Below are 25,765 nucleotides of genomic sequence, written 5' to 3'. Positions count from 1 at the left end.
GGCGACTTTTATATCTTATCATTTCGTTCATTTCTTGTCAACACTTTTTTAAAACTTTTTTTCAATCTCTTTTCGAGATTGTTTTTTGTTTTAAGTTTGTTAACTCATGTCCGAAGCGACATTGATTAATTTATCATAAAGGCAAGGGGTGCGTCAACCACTAAATACCTACCATTTTAAGGGAAACAATAAGCGCGAGTCCCGGGATACCCAGAAGCCCCACTCCTGTTAATGTGGCAGGGTTGATAGGTACATGGATTCCCGCTATCCACCCCGTCGAATTCACGATGTACAACAGCGCAAATGCGCTAACTCCATGAAGAAGAAAGGTTATGATACCACGCCATGCCAGCCGCTGACGAAATAGCACAATGAACAATCCAGCAATGGACACAAGGAGCAGACCAACCAACAGCATTTTCGTCACTATAATACCTCCCCTAACCGCAATGCATGCATCCCTGCGCGCTTGGCTCTCTTCATCAGCATGGCAATCCGCTTCTCAGCTGCCTCAAGCGTCGAAATCGCATAATCCACCTCATCTGTACCTAGTGCATGCTCAAATCGCACACAAGCCATTCTCCACTCCGCAACCGCATTACGGATATCCCTCATAAGAAGCTGCTGCTCAGACAACATTAACCCATACTCACGCTTGTCCCTATTTCGCATGAACCAGTTCTTCATACGTTTCCACATGAGTTCCCCTCCCCACATTCACTTTAGTCATGAATATGAACGTCGGGACAAGACTAGAACCTCTTTATGAGCTGCTTCGACCATGCGAGACAGCACTCTAATGAACAGGATATCAATCATTCCTCTTATAGATAACAAAAAAAGCCCTCGATATTCGAGAGCTTCTATATCAAATCATGAAGAAACAACATTTCAGGCCTGCTCACGATGGAGCTCCACCATTACAGAACATCCCTCCGGCCTTCTAACGCCTTAGACAAGGTCACCTCATCGGCGTATTCCAGGTCACCACCCACAGGAAGTCCATGAGCAATTCTCGTTACACGAATGCCGAACGGCTTCACAAGCCGCGAAATATACATCGCTGTTGCTTCCCCTTCAATATTTGGATTCGTAGCCAAAATCAATTCTTTGACCCGCTCATCACTCAAACGCTTAAGCAGCTCAGCAAGACGTATATCCTCTGGGCCTACGCCTTCCATTGGTGATATCGCGCCCTGTAGCACATGGTAATAACCCATGAACTCTTTCGTACGCTCCATCGCAACCAAATCCTTCGTTTCCTGAACAACACACATTACTGAGGCGTCACGTGTCTTATCCGAGCAGATACGGCAAGGATCAATATCTGTAATATTGCAGCACACAGAGCAGTAGTGCAGGTTCCGCTTCACATTAACGAGCGCCTTTGCAAAATCAATAACGTCATCTTCCTGCATGCGGAGTACATGGAACGCAAGACGAGCCGCTGTCTTCGGCCCAATACCGGGCAAATGTGTAAATGCCTCGATCAACTTGGCGATCGGTTCTGGATAATACAATGCGGGCTCTCCTTTACGATAGCTTAATCAACGAACTCAACATCGTCTCACATCAAAAAATGTCCCCTAAATGGTAGAAACGGCATATACCAGAATCGGTATATGCCTCACATTCGTGTTTCTCTACATTAGAACAAGCCAGGAATTTTCATTCCGCCTGTGAATTTGGACATGTCGTCATTTGCCATGTCTTCTGCTTTAGTCAACGCATCGTTAACTGCAGTGATAACAAGGTCTTGAAGCATTTCGATATCTTCTGCATCCACTACTTCTGGTTTGATGGAGATGCTAAGTAGTTTTTTGTGGCCGTTAACCTCTACAGTAACAGCTCCGCCGCCAGATGTACCAGTTGCTTTCTTTTCAGCCAATTCTTCTTGAGCTTTCAACATTTGCTCTTGCATTTTTTTAACTTGCTTCATCATTTGGTTCATATTGTTCATCGCCGTGAATCTCCTTTTTTCTCCATTTGATAAAAGTTACTCTTTTATGACAACGAGATCTTCTCCAAATAGCTGGATAGCCTCGTCAATCCATGGTTCTTGAGAATTATTGCGGCCTTCTTGGCCCTCTGGCTCCAGTTGGAACTCCTGCTCTTCCTTGTCTTCGGTCCGGGCCGCTGCGGCTTCCCAGTCCTTGAGCATCATCGTGTCCATCTGGTATGGCTTGCCGAAGGTGTCGGATAGCACTTGCTCGATCACCTGCTTGTTAGTCGGCTTCTCTGTCGTATCACGATGAATCGAATTTTTGAAACCGATAAGAATTCGATCCTCTAGACATGATACAGGTTCACCATTAACCAGCCAAGCATGGATGGTAACACCGGCTTCCTTCACTCGCTGAAGCACTTGTCCCCAAGTGCCCCGAATGCGATTGAATTCGGTGCTGTTATGATTCGCAAGGTACCGTGTGAACTGCGGTGGCTGCTTAGAGAACTTGGATACGTGTCCAGATGGGCGAATCGCAGCAGGCGTACGCTCATGCGCTACCTGTTCCTGACGGCCTCCACCTGACTTCATCAGCTGTTCAACCTTCGTCTCTAAGGACGTAATCTGTTGACGCAAATGTTGCAGGGAGGATGAATGTTCCATTCCATCCAGCCGAACATCTCCCTTAACGGAATCACCAGTGTCCATAGAATGATTCAATGGACGCTGCCCTGAAGCTGCCAATTGAAGCAGCGCGACTTCGAATAAAGTCTGCGGCTGCACAGCATACTTCATATCCGTCTGGTATCGATTCAGCGTATCAATGATATGAAATAGACGACTCTCTGTGAATCCCTCCGCCATTTCACGGAAAGACTCTACGCGAGTCAACCGGTCCGTTAGCGCATCCCCGCTCGGCACCATCTTCATCATAAGCAGATCTCGGAAAAAGTACAACAGGCTTTCCATGCACTTATCCGCACTCTTGCCTTCCTGCATCAACTGCTCAACCACCGAAAGGACAGAACCTACATCACCCGCCTGTACTGCTCGGGCAAGCTCTGCGAACCTCTCTTCGGGCATACCTCCTGTAATGTCCAATACCTGTTGATAGGTAATGGCTCCATTAGTAAAGGAGGCAGCTTGATCCAGCAAGCTGATCGCATCACGCATCCCGCCATCAGACAGCTTCGCAATATAAGTCAAACTGTCATGATCTGCCTGGATGCTCTCGTCTTCGCACACCTGAGCCAAGCGCTGTACTTGCTCAGCAAGTGAAACTCGACGAAAGTCAAATCGCTGGCAACGCGAAATAATCGTGGCCGGAAGTCGATGCGGCTCCGTTGTCGCCAAGATGAACATCACATGCGCTGGCGGCTCTTCTAACGTCTTCAACAAGGCGTTAAAAGCTTCTGTCGTCAACATGTGTACTTCGTCAATGATGTACACTTTGTAGCGAACTTCCGTTGGCGCATACTTCACCTTTTCGCGAAGATCGCGAATTTCCTCTACGCCGCGATTCGATGCAGCATCGATTTCCACTACATCCATCACCGCGCCAGCTGTTATGCGCCGACACGCTTCACAAGCGTTGCAAGGCTCCGGGCCTGGCCCTTGTTCGCAGTTGACAGCCTTCGCCAATATTTTCGCCGCACTTGTCTTCCCGGTTCCTCTCGGACCGCTGAACAAATATGCATGCGAAAAACGCTGCTCCCGCAGCGAATTTTGCAGCGTTTGAATAATATGCTGTTGTCCGACCATGTCTTGAAATGACTGTGGTCTCCATGCGCGATACAATGCGATATGAGCCATGATGCAACCTCGAAAACGTTTTTACTTATTATACTATATCATAACCTCTAAAAAAACAGCCATTCCCTCTCTTTGGAAAAGAGAGGCGTCCGTCACTGCTGCTATGAACCCTGATAAGGGACAGCGAGCGTGAATGTCGTGCCAAACCCCTTGGATGAAACGCGTATCGTGCCGCCCAAATCATGGATAATCCGTTGGCATACCGATAATCCAAGCCCTGTCCCATTCTGCTTCGTGGTGAAGAAGGGATCGAATATCTTATCGACGAGGAACGCAGGAATTCCCGGCCCCGTATCATGGATATCAATCAACACACGCTGCTCCACACTATCCCGCTTCACACTTACCGTAAGTGTGCCACCCTCCACCATCGCCTCAATACCATTTTTGGCGATGTTGATGAACACTTGCTTCAGCAGCTCGCGATCGGCAACCACGTTCGGCACAGTCTCTCCCGCCTCGTATCGAACATGTACGCCGTGCAGCACTGCTTCACTCCGAATAATCGGCAAAATATCATTCATCACCTGATATACATTCACACGCTCAATCGTGACATGCTTCGGCTTGCTTAAGAGTAGAAACTCCCCAACCAACTCATTGATTCGGTTGATTTCGGTCAGCATGATCTCGGTGTAATGGACTTCCTTCGCCATCCCCTTGTCACGCAGCGTCTTCTTGAACATTTGCAGAAACCCCTTAATAGAGGTCAAGGGATTACGAATTTCATGAGCTGTTCCTGCGGCAATCTGTCCAATCATCGCCAGACGGTCGCTTCGCTGTACCTGCTCCTCCAACGAGCGCAAATTTGACACATCCTTGAATAGCACATAAGCACCTACGATCTGCTGCTGTTCATCACGCATGACATTCGAATCCATAAGAAGCTCATATCGATCCACACCATTGCACCAAGAGACAGCATGATTCCGCACACTCACACCTTCAAGCAGAGAACGTTGTACGAGATGATGCTCTGTAGGCATGTCACCAAACAGCTCATTGACCCGTCTCCCGAGCGCCTTCTCTCTCTCCCATCCCATCACTATGCACGCCATATCACTGATGTCTACCAATGTGAACTGATTATTCAGCAGCATGATCCCTAAATTCACATCCTGAATAAAAGCACCGGCAAATTGCTGCAGCAGCGTTAGTTCCGTATCCGCCGCCTGTACATTTGCTCCTTCATTGCAGGAATCAGACATAGAATTCTGCGACAGAGCGCCGTGTAACGGCATGCTTGAATCGATCATACACTCACCTCTTTTTGCAGAAACGAAAATGAGATATCCGCTCACTTGCTGTTCACTCTAAACTTCGCCATCAGGCAATATTTTTCCTGCTGTATATATAATATGAACATGTATTCATATTAGTTGAAACAAAAAAACACCGGTTATCCCGGTGTCCTCGTATGCACTATATGAACCGTGCACCTGTTATTGATAATTGCGATCCGAGCGGCACTTCTACACTACGACTCAGGCCAGGCTTCCCTCCGGCACATGAGCTCTCCTACTTATGGCTGCTTCCTTCCGGACCTGACCAAGTTCATAGGCACCCATTGCGGAGGACCCAGCCGTCAACACCGAGTGTAAACGCCAAACCCCACATCGACAAAACCTCTAACAGGAATTCAACCTCGCTACAGCGGATTGCGAGTTACAGGGCACCGCTACCTCCCCGTCTAGCACGGCATAACTTAGTATAGACGATTTGCTGCAAAAGTGCAACTGACGTCATTTGTTAACAGATATGGCATCTGCTTCTTCCTTACTGCCATCCGCATCTTCTTCCATTTGTTGCAAATACTTCAACAGCACACAAAGCAATGAACTCATAAGTCCAGATCCTAAATAAATCCACGGCGTAGCACCTGATACCGGATACAGCCATTGCAGTCCACAAGCTGATAACACCGCATATACCAGTACATAAATGACCCAGAATGAAGCAAGGGACACAGTCTTAGCCGCCCAGATGAGCTCCAAAATGATAACCCCTACTAATGCGAAACTTGTGACAGCGAGACTGAGCCATGCCAGTACAACATTACCATCCGGCAGAACTGGCCACCCCCAAGCAGGAAGGGCCCTTGCAGCCAAGCGAAAAATACCGTATTCAACCCCAACAACGAAGAAAGTAGCAACCATCACAATGAATGCGTCTTTGAACAACGTACCCGTTCCTCTTTGCAAACGATGCCCAAATTGTTCCGATCGCGCATGCTTGCGCCGTTCACTCCACGCTCCTGCCGCAACAAATAGAACCCCCAAGAAAAGCGTGCTTCCGACAATGGACAAGGGCAGCTCACCCTTGATGATGTGCCATATAAATCCCAAACTAAGCTCAAACAACCTTTCGATCATGCCGTTCACGCTCCGCTCCTTCTACTGTGGCCCCAATTCAAAGTCCAAATTCACCGGTTCTTTGGGCATTGTATCATTCACCGCTGGTCCACCCGTAGTAGGTACAGATTCATCAACAATATCCAAGCGAAATCCATCCACCCAGACTTGACCCGGACCGCTTAATAGCACGCCAAATGCAATCGCCTCCGCATGAGGTGCAATGTCAAGTACAACTTCATAGGGCCTCCATTCGGTCGTACCGCTAATCGGACGATTGTCCATGTTGTCGAAGTTAATAGGCACTTCATCCTTCCCGTCAATCCGCATCCACATGCCTGCCCATCCCTGCACGTCGTCCGTCTTCAGAAACGCTGATAAACGAAGGCGCTGTCCCACATAATTCTCAGCCTTGAACATTTGCATCAACGTGCCAAATCCTCGTGGATCCGCATCCACTTTTCCTTGAATCGTACCTGACGACCTCCCGCGATATACATGAACGTGATCAAGAGTAACGCTATATTGGTGCGGATACACACCTGTTATGATCCATCCCTGTGGAGCAGACTGCATCATCCCATATCCGGTATTCTCAGATTGATTGTTCTCATCCATTCGATGATCCCCCTCTGGCGTGTAAAAGCATCGGAAACCTTGGCGGTATACATGCGGTGTCATGCCATACCGTTGCTTAAAAGCACGAGTGAAGCTGTCTTGCCCAGAAAATTGATATTCTAATGCGATGTCCAGTATGCGCTTGTCCGTTGACAACAGCTCCACCGCAGCCCTTGCCAATCTGCGCTCCCGTAACAATGTCCCCACACTGACACCCACATGCCGCTGAAACACACGATTAAAGTGAAAACGGGAGACCGTGCAATGTTCAGCTATGTCTGCTGCATCCACGGCCTCTGTAATATGCAGTTCTATGTAGGCTATTGCTTCTTTGATCCATTTCTCGTGCTCCAGCCACATTGCCAGCCCTCCCAAGTCATCTTGAGGCAATGCCAGCACATGCCTCGGAAATCCCCGTTCCATTTTATCGTATCGTATTTCCTCCCCCATTGTTTTGACATTTTGTGCGAAATCGAGTTCCGGACAGCAAGCATCAAGACAGGGAGGATAAAAATATACAAAAAAAACAAAAAAAACAAAAAAAAAAAAAAAATGAACTCCCTTGGCTGTTGCCAGCAAGGGAGTCCATATCGTAAATAGACGTATTAGATACCGTATTTCTTTTTGAATCGATCCACACGACCACCAGCATCCAAGAACTTCTGCTTACCTGTGAAGAATGGATGGCAAGCGGAGCAAACCTCTACCTTCAAGTTCTCTTTAACGGAACCTGTTTCGAAAGAGTTGCCGCATGCGCAAGTTACAGTCGTAATGAAGTATTTCGGTTGAATTGCTTCTTTCACTCGAATTCACCTCTTTCCGCCCTGAGCCCTTTGCGTGCCCAGAGTATATAAAAACACATGAATGGATTATAGCATGTTTGCATCTAGTTCGCAATCTCATGTTATAACCATATTCTTGTCCGCCATAACAGCGAACGAGCGCTTAGGAGCTCACAGAGCTGCTGCGTGTTCTGCGCGGAGGCGGGGTTGGTGTTCCGCTCGTATCAAGTGCTGCAAGGAACTCTTCGTTCGTCTTCGAATCACGCATCTTCTTCAAGAATTGATCCACGAATTCCGGAGACTCGTTCATGTTCTTTCGAATTGCCCACAGCTTATCAAGCTCTTCCTTCGACAACAGCATTTCCTCGCGACGTGTACCCGAGCGACGAATATCGATAGCCGGGAAGATACGGCGTTCAGCCAGCTTACGATCCAAATGAAGCTCCATATTACCCGTACCTTTAAATTCTTCATAAATGATGTCATCCATACGTGATCCTGTCTCAACGAGTGCCGTTGCCAAGATCGTCAAGCTTCCACCCTCTTCAATGTTGCGGGCAGAACCGAAGAAGCGCTTTGGACGATGGAAGGAAGCTGGATCAATACCACCAGACAACGTACGGCCAGACGGCGGAACCACGAGGTTGTATGCTCGCGCCAAGCGCGTAATACTGTCAAGCAGGATAACAACATCCTTCTTATGTTCCACGAGACGCAGTGCACGCTCCAGAACAAGTTCTGTTACCTTGATGTGGTTCTCAGGCACTTCATCAAATGTGGATGCTACAACCTCACCTTTTACAGAACGCTGCATATCCGTCACTTCTTCCGGACGCTCATCAATAAGCAGAACGAACAGTTCAATCTCAGGATGGTTGGTCGAGATGCTATTTGCAATCTCCTTCAGAAGCAATGTCTTACCTGCCTTAGGAGGGGCGACGATTAGCCCGCGTTGTCCAAGACCAACAGGTGCGAGCATGTCCATAATGCGTGTGGACACTTTGTTGGAAGCCATCTCAAGCACAAGTTTCTTCTCTGGATATAGCGGCGTCAGGGCCGGGAAGTGCAAGCGTTGAGCTGCTTCATCCGGATTCTCACCATTGACGGCGTTAATCTGAAGCAATCCGAAATAGCGTTCGTTCTCTTTTGGCGGACGGCATTTTCCCGATACAAGATCACCAGTACGCAAATCAAATCTGCGAATCTGAGATTGAGAGATATAAATATCTTCCGAGCTAGGCAAATAGTTAATAGGACGCAAGAAGCCGAAGCCCTCTGGAAGGATGTCCAATACTCCCTCCATAAACATGAAGCCGCCTTGTTCCGCCTGCGCGCGCAAGATAGCAAATATTAATTCTTTTTTCTTCATTTGACCATAGCCAGGAATCTGAAATTGTTTTGCTAGTTTATATAGCTCGGTCAGCTTCTTCGTTTCCAAATCGGAAATTTGTAAATCCATGAATACAACTCCTATTCTGTTGATAAATACAAATGATGTCAGAAGGATAAGTCCATTGTGAAATCGTTACGTATAAACGCAGCGGCGTGTCAACATGAGATATGAAGGCTGGTTGATACAATGAGATGGTGGACAGATAACAGATGGGAACCATTCGGTCTGGGTAAAAGATAGCCGTTGAAGCGAAGCACTTATGGAAGTGATGGTGCTAAACGCTGCAGCCTCTCCAAGGAATAGAAAGGGAAATAATCTTCGTACGTTCAATCCTGCCAAAAAGTTGCATTTTCTTCTGTATCCGAAAGAGAATGCTCCACTTCCACTCTCTTTCGGACACAGTCCAATACACAAACGACGAATACTAGATGAAATTCCGCACAGCCACATGAGCAGGGCGCATCATGGGGATCATCGCCACACCTTAACTGACGATCGCGAAATGATCATTATCCTATTTTTACCCTATTACCGTCGAATTATTCCGTCTGACGCCAAACATCAGCGCCTAAATTTCGCAAATTTGTGACTAGGTTGTCATAGCCACGGTCAATATACTCTACGCCGGAGATTTCAGTAATGCCATCCGCTACTGTTAGTCCTGCAATGACAAGCGATGCTCCCGCACGCAAATCCGCTGCTTTCACTTTCGCGGCATGCAACTTGGTTCCTTCAATGACAGCAGAGCGACCTTCTACACGGATTTTGGCTCCCATGCGAAGCAGCTCAGGCACATTCTTAAATCGATTGCTATATACGAGATCGGACAGCATACTTACACCAGTTGCTTGCGTGAGCAAGCTTATCATCGGTGATTGAAGATCGGTTGCGAATCCTGGATATACAAGCGCCTTTACATCGATAGACTCGTAGTCAGGCTGGCCAAGCACGCGAAGGGACTCGTCCCCTTCTACGACTTGCACACCCATTTCCTCCAGCTTCGCCGTAAGTGCTTCCAAGTGCTTAGGGATAATATTGTCGATGAGAATATCGCCGCGCGTTGCAGCAGCAGCGATCATATAGGTTCCTGCTTGAATGCGATCCGGAATGATAGAATGACGGCAGCCATGCAGCCCTTCTACACCTTCAATACGAATCGATTCTGTACCAGCACCCTTGATTTTGGCACCCATTGCATTGAGCAGGGTCGCCACATCTATAATTTCAGGCTCTTTGGCCGCATTTTCGATAATGGTGATGCCTTTGGCTCGGGAAGCCGCAAGCATAATATTAATGGTTGCTCCTACACTAACCACATCGAGGTAGATTTTTGCGCCGCGCAATTCACGCGCCGAAATATGGATCGCTCCATGTTCATTGGTTACCGTAGCACCCAATGCTTCGAATCCTTTAATATGCTGATCTATCGGACGGGGTTCAAAGTTGCATCCTCCAGGCATGCCTATTGTCGCTTCGCCAAAGCGGCCGAGCAAGGCGCCCATTAAATAATAAGAGGCCCGCAATTTCTTCACAGGTCCGTTATACATCGGCATCGAAATCATGCTAGATGGATCAATTCGCAAGGCAGAACCTTCCCAGCTTGCCTCTCCACCGAGTTCGGTAATAATCTCCGTATAGGTTGCAACATCACTTAATGCCGGCAAGTTATCGAGCACTACTTCACTCTCTGCTAAAATCGCCGCAGGAATGAGTGCGACTGCACTGTTCTTCGCACCGCTGATCTGCACAGTGCCACGCAGCGGCCGCCCACCGCAAATCATTAACTTTTCCATCACAAGCTAAGTTCCCCCCATGCCGCACCTATCACAGGTTCGGCTCGCCCATATGCTTTATTGGATTCATGTTCATTCATCATAACGCTAAATAATCGCAAAAAAGGGAAGAACACCGGCGAACCGGTGCTTTTCCCGCATTCGTAAACATAAATATGAGTATCGATTATGCTTGGTTGTTGGATCCGAACAAGCGGATTTTGTTGCGAACAACTTCAACCATTGCATTGCGTGCTGGCGTCAAGTATTTGCGAGGGTCGATAACGTTCGCATCTTTAGCCAATGCTTCGCGGATAGCCGCTGTGCAAGCAACTTGGTTTTCTGTGTTCACGTTGATTTTACCTGCACCTGCTGCGATCGCCTTGCGGATGGATTCGTCAGGTACACCGGAACCGCCGTGCAATACGACTGGAACTGGGATTTTGGAAGCTACTGCTTCAATGATATCGTAGTGAAGTTTAGGCTCGCCTTTGTACATGCCGTGAGCAGTACCAACAGCGATTGCAAGTGCATCTACGCCAGTTTCTTCGTAGAAGCGGATTGCTTCTTCTGGGTTAGCCAATTGAGCTGCATCTTCGTCTACGTGAAGATCGTCTTCAACACCGCCGATTGTACCCAATTCACCTTCAACGGATACGCCCATAGCATGAGCTGCTTTAACGACTTCTTTAGTCAAACGGATGTTGTCTTCGTATGCATGGTGGGAACCATCGAACATAACGGAAGAGAATCCGGCACGAATACAAGCCATAGCTACTTCAAATGTGCTACCATGGTCAAGGTGCAAAGCGATTGGCAAGCCGGATTTCTTAGCAGCTGCCTCAGCCATTGCTACTGTGTACTCCATTCCCATGTAACGCAAAGCGCCTTCGGATACACCAAAGATAATTGGTGCGTTTTCTTCCATCGCCGCTTCTGTAATTGCTTGTGTGAATTCCAAGTTATTGATGTTGAACTGACCTACTGCAAATTTGTTTTCTTTTGCTTTAGGCAAGAACTCGTTCATCGAAACTAATGGCATGGTCTCCATCCTCCTAGGAAGTTGTTCGTCGTCTGTCTATCTAGATTATAGCCGACATCTTATACGGTGTTATTATATCACAATTGAGCGTGAAAAAGTAAACAACCTCTTGACAAAACAGCTACATTACGTTTACGGCAACCGCTTTCCCCGAAACCGCTGCCTCATTGGCCGCTTCCATCAATTTTGTCAGGTCCAGCGCCATTTTTACGTTGTCCATGCTCACTTCTCTGCACTGCACATGACCGACCCATTGCTCAAACATATTCGGGATCGGTTCATCAAATGGAACGATGTTCCATTCACCATCCCCCTCATTCAGTCGAATGCGTATTTGCTCATCCGGCATTCCGTACATAATGCTTCCTCTTGCACCATGAATCTCAATCATGAACGGGGATTGACCGGTAACAAACCCTGTTTCAGCAATTCCAATGGCACCTCCAGTATATTGGAGCAGCGCAACTGCGTTATCCTCTACTTCTTTACCCGTAACATAGCCATACGACGCAGTTACGGTCTCAGGCATTCCCAACAGTGCACGGGTAATGTACATCGGATGACAGCCAAGATCAATCATTGCCCCACCGCCGCATTCCGCCCGGTTGTAGAAATGCTCTGGCAGCCATCCTGCCAGTGCTCCATTATGCGCCATACGCACACGGACAAGCGATACATCGCCTATAGAACCCTCTTCTACTATCCGACGCAGCGTAACAATATCGCGCTCATACAGCTTCCGAAGAGCAACATTCAGCACAACACCATTGGCTTCCACAGCATTCACGATGCGTTCCGCTTCAGCTGACGTAAGCGCTAATACTTTCTCAGTGAAGATGTGCTTGCCAGCTTCCGCTGCCTTCACCATAATATCCTCGTGGAGGGAAGTCGGCGCTACTACGACAATCGCATCAATATCCTCTCTCAGCAGCATGTCATCCAAGATCGGATAATAAGGCACATGATAACGTCCTGCATAGCGCTCTCCGCGCTTGGCATCTTCATCCCATATTCCAACTAGCTCTGTATCTGGATGATGAAGGATGAAATCTGTATACTCTTCTGCATGAACATGCCAATAACTACAAACTGCCACACGTATCATCATTAACACCTCGGTATGATCCATTATTGTCTTACTGATGTTATTTTGCTTAGCAAGTATAGGCAGAATTAGACAACACGAGAAACGAGGAAAGCCCCTAATGGGGTCTCTATTGAGCGCCCTCCACTAGAGGCATGTCCAATTCTTCGTTCTTCGTACCACATAGCAATAATTGAAGGCCTTCCTCCGACCTTGCTCGGATAACATTGAAGAAGGCCAGGGCATCCCCCGGCATGTTTCTTGTTTATCGTTCGTACGCCACTTCTAAGAAGGCATAGTCATCTGATTATTCGGCTGTCCCTGCTCTAATGTCATATTGACCGCAACCCTCATCTCATCGATGTCGAAAGGCTTCGTAAAGTGCATCAATGCTCCGAGGTCCGTAGCTTCCTTAATCATATCCAACTCGCCGTAAGCGGTCATCATAATCACATTCATATGCGGCTTCATCAACTTGATCTGCTTCAAAATTTCCAACCCATCCATGCCCGGTATCTTCATGTCCAACAGGACAATATCCGGCGACTCCTCTCTTACGATCTCAAGCGCCATCTTGCCATTGGAAGCTTGATAGGTCGTATATCCTTCGCTACTGAACACTTCCATGAGAAGAACCCGAATACCATTCTGATCATCGACAATCAATACTTTCTTATTACTCAACTGGTACCCCTCCCACCGCGTCTCACGAGCGAGTGTGCAGCATCCTCTAGTTCGAATGAGTTAATCTCTCACACTGCATGCTTATTTTACCACTCCACATGTACTGTACATATTCGCTTCTTTACAATAAAATCCTTCTTCTTTCAGGAAAAACATCACAACTCCCACATAAAAGCAAAAAAAGCGAAGACTCTCCAATTAGGAAAGCCTTCGCTTCATATATTTTATGCGTTATTATCCACGGTGCTTCATTGCCGCTTTGACGAATTCACGGAATAATGGCTGCGGACGGTTCGGACGAGAGATAAACTCTGGATGGAACTGAACAGCCAAGAACCATGGATGGCTTGGAAGCTCGACAATTTCCACTAGTCGGCCGTCTGGGGACGTACCGCTAATCTTCAATCCAGCACCTTCAATTACTTCACGATATTCATTGTTGAATTCATAGCGATGGCGGTGACGCTCGTACACCAGCTCATCATTGTAGCAAGACATAGCGAGTGATCCCTCTTGCAGCTTGCAAGGGTACAGGCCAAGACGCATTGTGCCGCCCAAATCTTCAATATCCTTCTGCTCTGGAAGCAGATCGATAACCGGATATTCTGTTGCTGGGTTGATTTCGGAGCTGTTCGCGCCATTCAATGCTGCGATAGAGCGTGCATATTCAATAACCGCAACTTGCATACCAAGGCAAATACCGAAGAACGGAATTTGTTGTTCACGCGCATAGCGGATCGCTGTTACTTTTCCTTCGATACCACGATCGCCAAATCCACCTGGTACCAAGATACCGTGTACACCCGACAACTCTGCATCTACGTTTTCTTCTGTAATCTCTTCTGCATTCACCCAACGGATATTGACTTCTGTATTTGCATCAATACCTGCGTGAGCCAATGCTTCTACGATAGACAAGTATGCATCATGAAGAGCAACATACTTACCAACGATTGCAATCTCAACTTGTCCTTGAAGCTGCTTCACACGGTTAACAAGCTTTGTCCACTCCACCATATCTGGTTCTGGTGTTTGAAGCTTCAAGTGATTGACGACGAAATCATCCATGCCTTGCTCATGAAGCATCAATGGTACTTCATATAACGTGGAAGCGTCACGGCATTCTACAACCGCGTTCGCATCAATGTCGCAGAACAAGGAAATCTTGCGCTTCATATCCTCTGCAAGCTCATGTTCTGTACGGCATACGAGCATATTCGGTTGAATACCGATGCTGCGCAATTCTTTGACACTGTGCTGTGTCGGCTTCGTTTTCACTTCGCCCGCAGCCTTGATGTAAGGGATCAAGGTAACGTGAATATACATCACGTTGTCACGACCTACATCACTCTTAATTTGACGAATTGCTTCCAAGAACGGCAAGCTCTCGATATCGCCGACTGTACCACCGATTTCGGTAATAACTACATCAGAGCCGGATTCCTTACCTGCACGGAATACGCGTTCTTTGATTTCATTTGTAATATGCGGAATAACTTGTACAGTTCCGCCAAGGTATTCACCGCGGCGTTCCTTTGAAATAACTGTAGAATACACTTTACCTGTTGTCACGTTGCTGTTCTTCGACAGGTTGATGTCGATGAAGCGCTCGTAGTGACCCAAGTCAAGGTCTGTCTCAGCTCCGTCATCTGTTACGAATACTTCGCCATGCTGATAAGGGCTCATTGTGCCCGGGTCAACGTTAATGTAAGGATCAAATTTTTGGATCGTTACTTTGAGCCCCCGATTTTTCAGCAATCTGCCCAGGGATGCAGCCGTAATCCCTTTACCAAGAGAAGAAACGACGCCGCCCGTTACAAAAATATACTTTGCCACTGGTGAAACCCTCCTATGATCAAGTGCATTCAAGACATGTTCTCGGGAGGCTTTGTCTGTAGAACAGGTTCGATACACGCGAGTTCCATAATCTCATGATGTTATCGTAACCCATTTATGCGATATTCATTGATGCAAAATGTCATTAAAAAAGCTCCTGTCTAAAATGTCCGGAAATGGTGTTCCGTAGTGGACGGGAGCTATTTTATACGAATCAAATTGTACCAATTGCAATCGGCAACAAAGCCATAAAAAACTGCAATTCGTATCCTAAAAAAACAAAAAAGTGACTCCCGTAGTGTCACGGGGCACTTTCTTCATATGTGAAAATGACTCTATTTAATTACGTGCAAATGCAAAGCCCATATGCTAGTTTACTCTGTAGGCATTCTCGTGTCAAGGGAGATCGAGTTGATTTTTCGCAGGGGCAGATTATATGGAAAATGCCGCTTACGTATCCCTCCTGAACATACCCCAGATCAGCTAGGATATACAGGAAAAATAAGCAAGCGGCATTCTAAAATGCGAAATCAAATCCTGAAGAGGATCTTACATATCCTCTTCCCGGTCATCCTCTTCTTCGAAGTCATCGTTTTCTTCTTCATTCAGATCCGCATCTTCTTCATCGATTTCCTCTTCGATGTCAACATCATCTTCTACATCAGAATCTTCATCCTCGAAGATCTCCTCTTCCTCTTCGCCATCTTCATCGACGAAGTCGAAGTCTTCTTCTTCATCATTGTTGAAGCTGTCGTCATCATCAGAGTAATCATCATCGTCGTCATCGTTAATGATGCGTGGACGAGGTGCACCCCCGGTCATCGCCTCTTCAGAACGGTCAACCGGATACCAGCGCTTCAATCCCCACAGGTTCTGGCCAACACAAGCAAAACGACCGTCAATGTTAATTTCCGTATATAACTGCGCAATGACATCGTTAATTTGCTCTTCGTTCAGACCCCGCAGCTTAGCGACTTCATTCATGAGATCGCGGTAATAGAAAGGCGTGTTGGCAGCTTTCAGTACCATGAAGGCAAGATCCACCATCGGTATTTCTTGCACTTTTTCAGGGTCTAATTTCAAATCCAGCGGTGTGCTCATTCGGACACATCCTCTCTCTCTAAAAAGTTCAAATTGCATTCACTTATCCATGTTCACACATAAGTAAACCCGATCTCAAGTGAAAATGCAAGTTTTCTTCCTATAGACGAGGAAATGCCACAAGTCGGACAAAAAATAGAAACGCGAAGGGAATCCCTTCGCGTTCGACTGTATCCGCACCCGATGAAGGCTCACGCCCCGTATCGGGTGTGCTAAGCCCTTCGTCGGCTCTTCTTCATACTATGTCCGTGGAAGTCTTTTGACACGGTGGAAGGCCTATCTTTCGCAAAAAAGGCATCTACCCCAGTCCACGCCGGGGTCTGATGCATACGATATGTAAAATTGTCTGTTCAAAAAGACGCTTCAACCGATCCACATTCGTTCGGGTTCACTTGATTATCATATGTACGCTTTTTGAACAACCGTTACAAAGGAACTGTCGGGAGGGACTCGACATTGGATATTACGGGCTTACTCCAGTTACTTATTCAAGGGCTCAGTACCACTAAGCCCTGCGAACGACAACTGCTCATCCGCTTCCGCACCCATGAACAGTATGAACAATGCTCCGAGGTGCTGCATGAACTCGAAGCAAGCAGATCTGAGCTTGCTGATATTCGCAAGGTTCCACTCATTGATGGCTGGGTATATCCGGCCAGAACGGACTTCGATTCCACCCTGCTATCGACCGCTTATGATGTTATCGTAGAAGAAGATATTCATCTCTCGATGCACGCCGTATCCCAGCGTCCTGTCAATTGGGAGCGCGGCATTCCTTGGGGGGTTAAGCACATCAAAGCACCCCAAGCTTGGAGCACGACTACCGGTTATCGTGTTCATATTGGTGTCATTGATACCGGGGCTGATTTCCACCATCCTGACCTTCGGCACTCGCTCACCCGCGGCATTAATCTGATCCAGCGCGGTTTGCCCCCACATGACGACAATGGCCACGGCACCCATATCGCAGGTACGATCGCCGCTGCCAATCAAATGTACGGCATTATCGGAGTGGCTCCTCGCGCCATTATTCATCCCGTTAAAGCATTCGATGAAAATGGAGCAGCCTTCGTATCTGATATTATCCAAGGCATTGATTGGTGTGTCCGCCATGGTATGAATATCATTAATATGAGCTTCGGCATGAAGACCCGCAGCAAGTCGCTGCTCACTGCTGTCACGAACGCTTATAATGCTGGCGTAACCGTTGTCGCCTCCTCTGGCAATGATGCGAAGCGGAAGTCTATTGATTACCCCGCCCGTTACTTGCAGACGATCTCGGTTGGAGCTACTGATCGAATTCGGAAAATTGCCTCCTTCAGCAACCGCGGCCGTTACGTCGACATTTATGCACCCGGCGATAAAATTGTATCGGCTTGGATCAAGGGCAAATATCATGAAATGAGCGGCACCTCAATGGCCACCTCACATGTAAGTGGCGCTATTGCTCTGCTGCTTGCCATGAAGCCTGGTCTCAAGCCTGGTGAAATCAAAACCTTGCTGCGACGATCGGCAAGTCCGATGCGAAGCCGGAATACTACTTCTCGTAGTTTAGGAGAAATCGATGTCATGCGCCTCCTTAAGGAAGCAGAACGCTGACGAGATCCGAACGGGAACAAACACGAGAATGGATGGAAACAAAACAAGGGCAGCCGAGCAAGTCGACTGTCCTTGAAGTTCATTCATGTAGTTGTGCTGTGGTCTAGGAGGCCATTACCGGATCTAGCTTCGTTCGAGGCGTGTTCCACAACTCTGTCCACTTCTTGATTGCAGAGATGAGGATGATGACTCCGAGCACCATCATAATAATTGACAACGATGCATTCAGAATGCTGTAGCCCTTATTAGTTGGATTCAAGTACACATTGGATATCATCCATATTCCCGCATAGTTAACGGTTACGAACAAGTAAGCGAGCGGCACAAGACAAGTAAGTGCATACCAGCGCTTATCCGCAATCTTCATAATAACCGTAGCACCGATGATAAGACCGATGGAAGCCATCATCTGGTTCGATACCCCGAACAGCGCCCATACCGATCCAATATCGCCAGAGAAGAGCAGGTATCCCCACAAGAAGCAAGCAAGCGCACTAGCAAAGATGGAGCCAGGTACCCAATCTACTCGTTTCAATGGCTTATACACTTCTCCGAAGAAGTCTTGGATAATGTAGCGCGCCACACGTGTTCCCGCATCAATTGCGGTCAGGACGAATACCGCCTCGAACATGATAACAAATTGGAAGAAGTACGACGAAAGCGATTCGAACCATGGGAACTTCGTAAAAATGTACGTCATGCCAACTGCGAGTGTTACAGCTCCACCCGTGCGGCCATCCAAGTTCAAACCGATCTCGCGCGCGAGATCCGGCAAATGAACCACATTCATGCCCAGCGTCTTAAACGCTTCTGGCGTTGAGTTAATTGCGAAGTAATCAGCAGGCTGCAAGGCAGTTGCCGCTATAAGTGCCATAATCCCTACAACGCATTCGACCAGCATCGCGCCGAAGCCAACGACTTTAATATCGCTCCAGCGATCCAGCATTTTCGGTGTCGTACCCGATCCTACGAAGGCGTGGAAGCCAGAGATTGCTCCACAAGCTATCGTGATCGAGATGAACGGCCATACTGGGCCTGCCAGTATTGGGCCTCCGCCGTTGATGAATTCAGTTACGGCAGGGAATGGAATATCAGGATTGATAATGAACACACCAACGATAAGAGCAATGAATACTCCGATCTTCATAAAGCTGCTCAAGTAGTCGCGCGGTGCAAGGAGAAGCCATACAGGCAGTGCTGCCGCAAAGAATGCATATATCGGCAAAATAATTGCCAGCGTCTTCATATCAAAGGTCAACCATTGGCCAAGCGCGGTACCTTGAATGTAGGGACCCATAAATACACCGACCATCAAAAGTACAAAACCAACGGTAGAGGCAAGCTTCAAATTGCCTGTCTTCTTGTACCAAATCCCAACCATCATGGCAATCGGGATCGTGATGCCTACCGAGAAGGTTCCCCATGGATTGTGTTCAAGCGCATGGAGCACTACCATCGACAGACCCGCCATCGTAATCGTAATAATGAACAGCATCGCTAGGCCCGTACAGAAGCCTGCCACTGGCCCAAGCTCATCCTTCGCTACCTCAGAGAGCGACTTGCCTTGCTTGCGCATGGAAGCGAACAATACAACCGCATCATGTACAGCACCGCCGATAACGGCACCGATCAACAACCAGAGCAGCCCTGGCAGATAACCGAACTGGGCAGCTAATATCGGACCAACTAACGGCCCTGCCGCAGCAATGGCTGCGAAGTGATGACCGAAGGTCACCCATTTATTCGTCGGCACATAATCCTTGCCGTCATTTAATTCGTGCGCCGGAGCAGGCTTGGAATCGTCTAGCTTTAACACTTTGTTTGCCATAAATGTTCCGTAGAGGCGATAGGTGATCATCAAGATGCAAATCGAACCAATCACTATTGAAACCGCATTCATGATCGTCCACTCCTTTCGAGCTGTTGCTGTTATCTTACCTTATGAAAACAGCATTACCCTGTTTTCAAAGCAGAATGCCGCATGTCCATGATGAAGTGCACAAAAAAAGGATTGAAATGCAAACGTTTCAACCCTCTCTTCTATCCTTATTCGCCTCTTCTCCATCTCATACCAAAATTGATTGGATGATTAGTGAACGCCATTATTTTAAAATCCTAGAAGCTGCTTAAGTTCCTTCATATAGGTACGACTCACAGGCAAGCTGGATCCGTCCTGCATCTTCAGTTGGCATGTGGAGTGGAACCATGGCTCAATCTCTACAATGCGATCCACATTCACCAAGTAGGCCCGATGCACACGAATAATGGATGGGTGAATCAGCTTCCGCTCCAGTACACTAAGTGGTTCTCCTACACGATAGCGCTGTTCTGTCGTTGCGACGACTGTCTTTCCCTCTTCAAACCCGATGTACACGATGCGATCCACATGCAGAACAACAATGCGCTCATCCACCGTCGTAATGGCAAGCCGCTCTACCCGTTCTGTCGGGGTAGACCGGGAATGTGATATTACCTCATTCTGAATCAATGTAACTGAACGCGAGCCCTGCTTCTCCAGCTTCTCGACGGTTAGCTGAATGCGCTGCTCATCGAACGGCTTTAAAATATAGTCAGCAGCGTTCAACTCGAAAGCACGCAACGCATATTCATCATACGCCGTTGCGAATACAATCGCAGGTGGCTCATCCAACGCGCACAACCGTTCTGCTGCCTCCAACCCACTCGCTTCGGCAAGTTGAATATCGAGAAACTACGACGTCCGGACGTAGCGCCCCTATGCGCTTCAACGCCTCTTCCATAGATTCTGCCTCTCCTACAACGTCAACCCGTTTCGTGCGGCGAAGCAGATAACAGAGTTCGTCACGCGCTAGCGGCTCATCATCCACGATAAATACTTTCAACATCGATGTCCCCCCGTTCGCTATAATGAATCGGCAACGTAATCGTGACCGATGTCCCTTCTCTAATTGTACTATCGATTTGAATCGAGCCCCTGCTTCCATACAGTTCTTCTATTCGCTTCACAATATTGCACAGCGCTGTGCCTGTTCCTTCTGCAGACGGAACCGCCTCATTGCCAAGCGCGGCCATGGACTCTGGTGCTATGCCCTTCCCATTATCCTTGGTCGTAATCGTCACGCTAGCTCCATTCACCTGCGCCCGAATCGATACTATTCCTTGCGACAAAGTAAATCCCTTGGAGAAGGCATGCCGAATCGCATTCTCCACCAGTGGCTGAAGCGTGAATGGCGGTATTAGTACGTCCATAAGAGAACCGTCAATGTCCGTCTCTACGACATATTTGCCGGGGAATCTCGCCTGTTCCAATGACAAATACGCTTCTACATGCTCTAATTCCTTGTGCAGCGGGATAAGCATCTTACGTGCGCCCTGCAGATTGCTGCGGAAAAACACACTGAGCTGCTGCAGCAATTTGCGCGCCTTCTCCGAATCGGTGCGGCAGAGAACGGATATGGTATTGAAGGCATTAAATAGAAAGTGCGGGTGAACCTGAGCTTGCAGCGCCTTGATCTCCGCATCTTTTAGCAGCCGACTCTGCCGTTCTGCTTCCGCCAATTCCAACTGGGTGGAGAACAGCTTGCCAAGACCCTCTGCAAGCTCTCGTTCTACTCGATCCAGCCGTGAGGGCTGCTTGAAGTACAGCTTCAATGTGCCCACCGTACGGTCATGCACCTTAAGTGGTAATACGTATGCAGCTTGCAAAGGACAACTCGGCTCGAAACACTGAATCTCTTCTCGTGAGGATGCCTTATGAACAATGCCCTCCTCCAGCACTTGCTTCGTCAACTGCGTGGATATTCCATGCAACGGCACATGATGGTCGTCCCCCGCGCCCACGTGCGCAAGAATGTGATGCTCATCTGTAATGGAGATCGCGTCAGCATTCGTACCTTTCCATATGATCAACGCCGCTTCTCGGCATGAATCGCTATTTAACCCTTGACGGAAAAACGGCAAGGTCTGATCGGCGATATGAAGAGCGTTATGGGTCAACAGCGCCCGAGAGCGCTCCTCTTCCTCATAGATGGATTGAATAATCAGCATGAATAATAGAATGCCGAATCCATTGACCGCGACCATCGGCACACTGATCAGCTTGACGAGTTCCCAAGCAGAGCTCCAAGGTTCCGCTACGAGCAAGATGGTGCCCATCTGCGCACACTCCATCCCTATGCCGATCAACGCTGCATGCCATGCAGCATGCTTGCCTTGAATTATACGAAAGCGCTTTCCAACGAGCCCAGTGATAATACCGGCCATTATCGTCGATATCCCACAAGCAGCAGCGGTATAGCCGCCAAGCGATAGGCGATGCAAGCCCGCAATTAACCCAACACCTGTTCCGACAAATGGACCGCCAAGCAGTCCTCCAATGACAACACCCATAATGCGTGTATTTGCAATGGCACTCCCCGTCTCTATATCCATATGCCAAGCTTGCGAATATACCGAGCTATTATGAATTTGCACACCAGTATAGTTGCTGATTACCCCAAACGCGCCGAACACGAAGATCAGCAGCCATTTCTCAGCTGTACCGTGTTCATTATGAACAATATGTCGAAATGACTTCATACGCGACAGCACAAATGCGATGATCAGTAATACGCCAACCCGCTCGATCATCAGCGGAAGCAGATACAGCATCCTCGTCACCTACTTTCTCTCTAGCTCGATCCTCTCGATGGTTCTTGGTCTTATTTTACCGAATAACTAACTATTGTGGGAACAAGAAAGCGTCCTGCAAGCTAGTTTCAGCTCACAGGACGCTCTATATTAGGCAATGAACATTTAACTCTCGTTAGGCGCTGTCTTACATCTGTTCTGGAGCAGATACGCCAACGAGACGAAGTACATTCGCAATTGTCGTACGAACAGCGCCGAGCAATGCTAGACGAGCTTGTGTCTGCTCTGCATCCTCTGTAATGACACGCTCTGCTCTGTAGTAGCTGTGGAAGAGCGATGCCAGCTCGTACACATAACGAACCAAACGATGTGGCGCATAGTCGCGGGCAGCAACCGCAATTTCCTCTGGAAGCTCACCCAGCTTGCGAAGCAGGTCGAATTCATGCTCAGCCGTCAGCTTCGCCAAATTCAGCTCATTCAACGGCTGCAACGCAACCCCTTGTTCTTCCGCCTGACGATAAATGCTGCAAATACGCGCATGCGCATACTGTACGTAATAGACAGGGTTCTCATTGGATGTGGAGATCGCCAAGTCCATATCAAAGTCAAGGTGGGAATCCATCGAGCGCATTGTGAAGAAGTAACGGATTGCATCAACGCCCACTTCATCCATCAAATCTTCCATGGTTACGGCTTTCCCTGTACGCTTGGACATTTTCACTTTCTCGCCATCTTGGAACAAGCTAACCATTTGCGCGATCAACACAACCAGCTTATCTGGATCATTACCGAGTGCTTCCATAGCCGCCTTCATACGTGGGATGTATCCATGGTGGTCAGCACCCCAAATGTTAATCATTTTGTCAAAGCCACGGCCGTATTTATCCATATGATACGAAATATCTGGAGTCAGATACGTGTAAGAACCATCATTCTTCACCAATACGCGATCCTTGTCATCGCCGAATGTCGTTGTGCGCAGCCATGTTGCACCTTCATGCTCGAATACATGTCCGCTTGCACGAAGCGCATCCAGCGCCTTCGTCACTTCATTGTTCTCGTATAGCGATGTCTCGCTGAACCATACATCGAACGGAACACGGAAGCGATTCAAGTCGCGCTTGATTTTATCCAATTCCTTCGAGAGACCGTAAGTACGGAAATAACGCTCGCGCTCTTCTTCAGACAAGGACAGCAGACGATCGCCCTCTGCTTGAACAAGCTCTTCCGCAAAGCCCTTAATATCTACACCGTGATATCCATCTTCCGGCATTTCTGCATCCTGTCCCAATGCTTGCTTATAGCGGCATTCAATCGATTTCGCAAGATTGTTCACTTGGTTCCCTGCATCGTTAATATAATATTCGCGCGTTACTTCATAACCCGCGTAATCAAGCAGGTTGCACAATGCATCGCCGACAGCCGCACCGCGTGCGTGTCCAAGATGAAGGCTTCCTGTAGGGTTCGCAGATACGAACTCTACCTGTACGCGTTGACCGCTGCCAGCCGCAATCCGTCCGTAGTCGCTGCCTTTTTCATTCACTTCGTGCAAGATGTCGTAAAGATAGCTCTTGTTCACACGGAAATTAATAAATCCAGGTCCAGCGATCTCTGCGCTTTCAATGGAAGCCGCTTCTGTGTTCAGGTTCTCGATGATCGTTTCAGCAATTTGGCGTGGATTGCGCTTCGCAATGCGCGTCAACTGCATCGCTATATTGGATGCCAGATCACCGTGCGTCTTATCCTTCGGCACCTCAATAACGAACGCAGGGATATCCTCGCGCGCTACAAGACCTGCCTGTACGATTGCATCCTCAATTGCTTGCTTCACTTGATTGTTTACTCGTTCCATTACACTGCTCATATGTCTCGTTCCTCCTGCATCTTATCGTTCATGCCTGTTTCAGGCGGGTGTAATACGTAATTGAATATTGAATTTCCCCGTGCAGCGTTCTTCTATATATAATTGATACGACCACGCTATACGCAATTCGTCGAATTGTAGCGGCCCTTCGAACGGCCAAGGCTTGTCCCAAGACAGCTTCGATGTCGCTGTTGTTAGAGGAAAGCGAATCGCAGATGAACGATAGTAACCGTTCTGTCTCGCTCCAAGAGCAAATGTCTGCTCTGCTTCAACCTGTCCTCTACGCGTTAGCTTCACCTGGTTCTCACTCACCTTCAGTGTAACCTGTGTACGACTCGCATCTTCGGCAGAATCACTTCGTCGCTTCACCCGCTCCGGCTGGGACTGAGTCTCAGTATAGCGAATATAGAAATGTGAACCCTTCCGATATAAATCGCCCCGTACGTGCTCCGTGACCCGTTCATCATCTTGTCGGCTGTCAATCGTGATAAGAACCGGCAATCTATCAGCCGCTTCCCTCTGATGCTCCGTCATTGTCAAGCTCCATTCTCCAAAGTCTGATTTCTAAATTATCCGGTATACGCCCGCCTTTTGCAACCTCCTTTTCCTATTTGCGCCCTAGGGATGCAGCTAAGCATAGCAGGGTCAATAAACCGACAATCTATGGCATAATACGATAACTTACGAATTTGTAAGGTTATACCTCAAGAAAGACGTGGAAATTCGAATCTTCCCTCAATTATAATGATAGTAGTAAATGATTCCTCGATTGTCCGCTGCTGCATAATTTGCTCAGCTTATGTCATTATTTCGAGGAGTATGGGGGCGATAAATGGTGGAATGGACGGTACTTCTAACTTGGTTAACGAACCATAGCGACTGGCTGCTCCTGATAACGCTCGTACTCCACCTAGCTTCGTCAGTATGGGTTGTTATCGACAGCATCCGCATTGAACACTCTGTCTTCTTTACAGTCGGCATGACGACCATTGTGGTCATCGCTCCGCTGTTCGGGCTATGCATTTATATGATGATTCGAAACACAAAACGAACCGCACATCGCAACCACCGTAGACGTACAGGAACCTCTGCAGTCTAACGATACGGAATAGAACGGGAGCTGTCCTAGACAGCTCCTTTTTCACGTTATGATCTATGCTTTATCTTTATTTTTCTCCCATCTTCTTTCATGCTAATCTTGTTGATAGAGAAATCCAGTGTTTATATGAAGGAACCGCAACGCACTATCCATTTATTAGAGGAGTGACCCGACG

Annotated in this window: 22 protein-coding genes, 1 other RNA gene and 1 pseudogene; 2 read left to right on the top strand and 22 right to left on the bottom strand. The window is 47.9% G+C overall.

Annotated features, from left to right (window positions below):
- Positions 1-160: 160 nt before the first annotated feature.
- The 17 genes from BBG47_RS18300 to rpoE form a co-directional block, all read right to left on the bottom strand.
- A complete protein-coding gene (locus tag BBG47_RS18300) occupies positions 161-418 on the bottom strand; it encodes a pro-sigmaK processing inhibitor BofA family protein (RefSeq protein WP_065292897.1) in 258 nt (85 codons plus the stop codon).
- 8 nt (positions 419-426) lie between these two features.
- A complete protein-coding gene (locus tag BBG47_RS18295) occupies positions 427-699 on the bottom strand; it encodes a DUF2508 domain-containing protein (protein WP_251489930.1) in 273 nt (90 codons plus the stop codon).
- A 221-nt stretch (positions 700-920) separates the two neighbouring features.
- The gene (gene recR, locus BBG47_RS18290) at positions 921-1,520 is read right to left on the bottom strand and encodes a recombination mediator RecR (RefSeq protein ID WP_021253424.1); all 600 of its coding nucleotides are present in this window, start codon (positions 1,518-1,520) and stop codon (positions 921-923) included.
- 128 nt (positions 1,521-1,648) lie between these two features.
- Entirely contained in the window at positions 1,649-1,960 is a 312-nt protein-coding gene (locus tag BBG47_RS18285) for a YbaB/EbfC family nucleoid-associated protein (protein ID WP_021253425.1), read from the bottom strand.
- Positions 1,961-1,996: 36 nt separating this feature from the next.
- Positions 1,997-3,757, bottom strand: a complete 1,761-nt coding sequence (gene dnaX, locus BBG47_RS18280) for a DNA polymerase III subunit gamma/tau (protein WP_065292892.1) — start codon at positions 3,755-3,757, stop codon at positions 1,997-1,999.
- Between the two features lie 101 nt (positions 3,758-3,858).
- Positions 3,859-4,965: an ATP-binding protein gene (locus BBG47_RS18275; RefSeq protein ID WP_090514527.1), complete on the bottom strand. Its 1,107-nt coding sequence runs from the start codon at positions 4,963-4,965 to the stop codon at positions 3,859-3,861.
- A gap of 223 nt (positions 4,966-5,188) precedes the next feature.
- Positions 5,189-5,456, bottom strand: an RNA gene (gene ffs, locus BBG47_RS18270) — signal recognition particle sRNA large type.
- A 43-nt stretch (positions 5,457-5,499) separates the two neighbouring features.
- Positions 5,500-6,138, bottom strand: a complete 639-nt coding sequence (locus BBG47_RS18265; protein WP_065292890.1) for a hypothetical protein — start codon at positions 6,136-6,138, stop codon at positions 5,500-5,502.
- A gap of 12 nt (positions 6,139-6,150) precedes the next feature.
- A complete protein-coding gene (locus BBG47_RS18260; RefSeq protein ID WP_254659856.1) occupies positions 6,151-7,149 on the bottom strand; it encodes a helix-turn-helix transcriptional regulator in 999 nt (332 codons plus the stop codon).
- Positions 7,150-7,331: 182 nt separating this feature from the next.
- Positions 7,332-7,529: a 50S ribosomal protein L31 gene (gene rpmE / locus BBG47_RS18255; RefSeq protein WP_021253430.1), complete on the bottom strand. Its 198-nt coding sequence runs from the start codon at positions 7,527-7,529 to the stop codon at positions 7,332-7,334.
- Between the two features lie 142 nt (positions 7,530-7,671).
- Entirely contained in the window at positions 7,672-8,967 is a 1,296-nt protein-coding gene (gene rho, locus BBG47_RS18250; RefSeq protein WP_021253431.1) for a transcription termination factor Rho, read from the bottom strand.
- 473 nt (positions 8,968-9,440) lie between these two features.
- Positions 9,441-10,694: a UDP-N-acetylglucosamine 1-carboxyvinyltransferase gene (locus BBG47_RS18245; protein ID WP_021253432.1), complete on the bottom strand. Its 1,254-nt coding sequence runs from the start codon at positions 10,692-10,694 to the stop codon at positions 9,441-9,443.
- A gap of 166 nt (positions 10,695-10,860) precedes the next feature.
- Entirely contained in the window at positions 10,861-11,715 is an 855-nt protein-coding gene (fba, locus tag BBG47_RS18240) for a class II fructose-1,6-bisphosphate aldolase (protein WP_021253433.1), read from the bottom strand.
- A 121-nt stretch (positions 11,716-11,836) separates the two neighbouring features.
- Positions 11,837-12,820 carry a Gfo/Idh/MocA family protein gene (locus BBG47_RS18235; protein ID WP_065292889.1) on the bottom strand — a complete coding sequence of 328 codons (984 nt, stop codon included), beginning with the start codon at positions 12,818-12,820 and terminating at the stop codon, positions 11,837-11,839.
- A 264-nt stretch (positions 12,821-13,084) separates the two neighbouring features.
- Positions 13,085-13,483 (bottom strand): response regulator, encoded by a 399-nt coding sequence (locus BBG47_RS18230; protein WP_021253435.1) that lies wholly within the window; start codon positions 13,481-13,483, stop codon positions 13,085-13,087.
- Positions 13,484-13,717: 234 nt separating this feature from the next.
- Complete coding sequence (locus BBG47_RS18225; RefSeq protein WP_065292888.1) at positions 13,718-15,319, bottom strand: CTP synthase; 1,602 nt, start codon at positions 15,317-15,319, stop codon at positions 13,718-13,720.
- A gap of 549 nt (positions 15,320-15,868) precedes the next feature.
- Positions 15,869-16,420 carry a DNA-directed RNA polymerase subunit delta gene (rpoE, locus tag BBG47_RS18220; protein WP_065292887.1) on the bottom strand — a complete coding sequence of 184 codons (552 nt, stop codon included), beginning with the start codon at positions 16,418-16,420 and terminating at the stop codon, positions 15,869-15,871.
- Between the two features lie 456 nt (positions 16,421-16,876).
- Between rpoE and BBG47_RS18215 the strand changes: the two genes are divergently transcribed.
- Positions 16,877-18,019: a S8 family peptidase gene (locus BBG47_RS18215; RefSeq protein ID WP_028532432.1), complete on the top strand. Its 1,143-nt coding sequence runs from the start codon at positions 16,877-16,879 to the stop codon at positions 18,017-18,019.
- A 103-nt stretch (positions 18,020-18,122) separates the two neighbouring features.
- On the opposite strand, the gene cstA is transcribed toward BBG47_RS18215, so the two are convergent.
- The 5 genes and pseudogenes from cstA to BBG47_RS18190 form a co-directional block, all read right to left on the bottom strand.
- Positions 18,123-19,919 carry a carbon starvation protein CstA gene (gene cstA, locus BBG47_RS18210; RefSeq protein ID WP_065292886.1) on the bottom strand — a complete coding sequence of 599 codons (1,797 nt, stop codon included), beginning with the start codon at positions 19,917-19,919 and terminating at the stop codon, positions 18,123-18,125.
- 207 nt (positions 19,920-20,126) lie between these two features.
- Positions 20,127-20,883: pseudogene (locus tag BBG47_RS18205) on the bottom strand (LytR/AlgR family response regulator transcription factor).
- Complete coding sequence (locus BBG47_RS18200) at positions 20,858-22,648, bottom strand: sensor histidine kinase (protein WP_065292885.1); 1,791 nt, start codon at positions 22,646-22,648, stop codon at positions 20,858-20,860. Before BBG47_RS18200 ends, BBG47_RS18205 begins: the two are co-directional and overlap by 26 nt.
- A gap of 166 nt (positions 22,649-22,814) precedes the next feature.
- The gene (gene argS, locus BBG47_RS18195) at positions 22,815-24,491 is read right to left on the bottom strand and encodes an arginine--tRNA ligase (protein WP_065292884.1); all 1,677 of its coding nucleotides are present in this window, start codon (positions 24,489-24,491) and stop codon (positions 22,815-22,817) included.
- A 39-nt stretch (positions 24,492-24,530) separates the two neighbouring features.
- Positions 24,531-25,025 (bottom strand): YwiB family protein, encoded by a 495-nt coding sequence (locus BBG47_RS18190; protein WP_065292895.1) that lies wholly within the window; start codon positions 25,023-25,025, stop codon positions 24,531-24,533.
- Between the two features lie 298 nt (positions 25,026-25,323).
- On the opposite strand from BBG47_RS18190, the gene BBG47_RS18185 reads away from it, so the two are divergent.
- Positions 25,324-25,590 (top strand): hypothetical protein, encoded by a 267-nt coding sequence (locus BBG47_RS18185; RefSeq protein WP_065292883.1) that lies wholly within the window; start codon positions 25,324-25,326, stop codon positions 25,588-25,590.
- Positions 25,591-25,765: the final 175 nt, after the last annotated feature.

It is taken from the genome of Paenibacillus sp. KS1 (assembly GCF_001680695.1).
Classification (GTDB): Bacteria; Bacillota; Bacilli; order Paenibacillales; family Paenibacillaceae; genus Paenibacillus_B; species Paenibacillus_B suaedae.
This window is presented reverse-complemented; position numbering and strand designations above follow the sequence as displayed.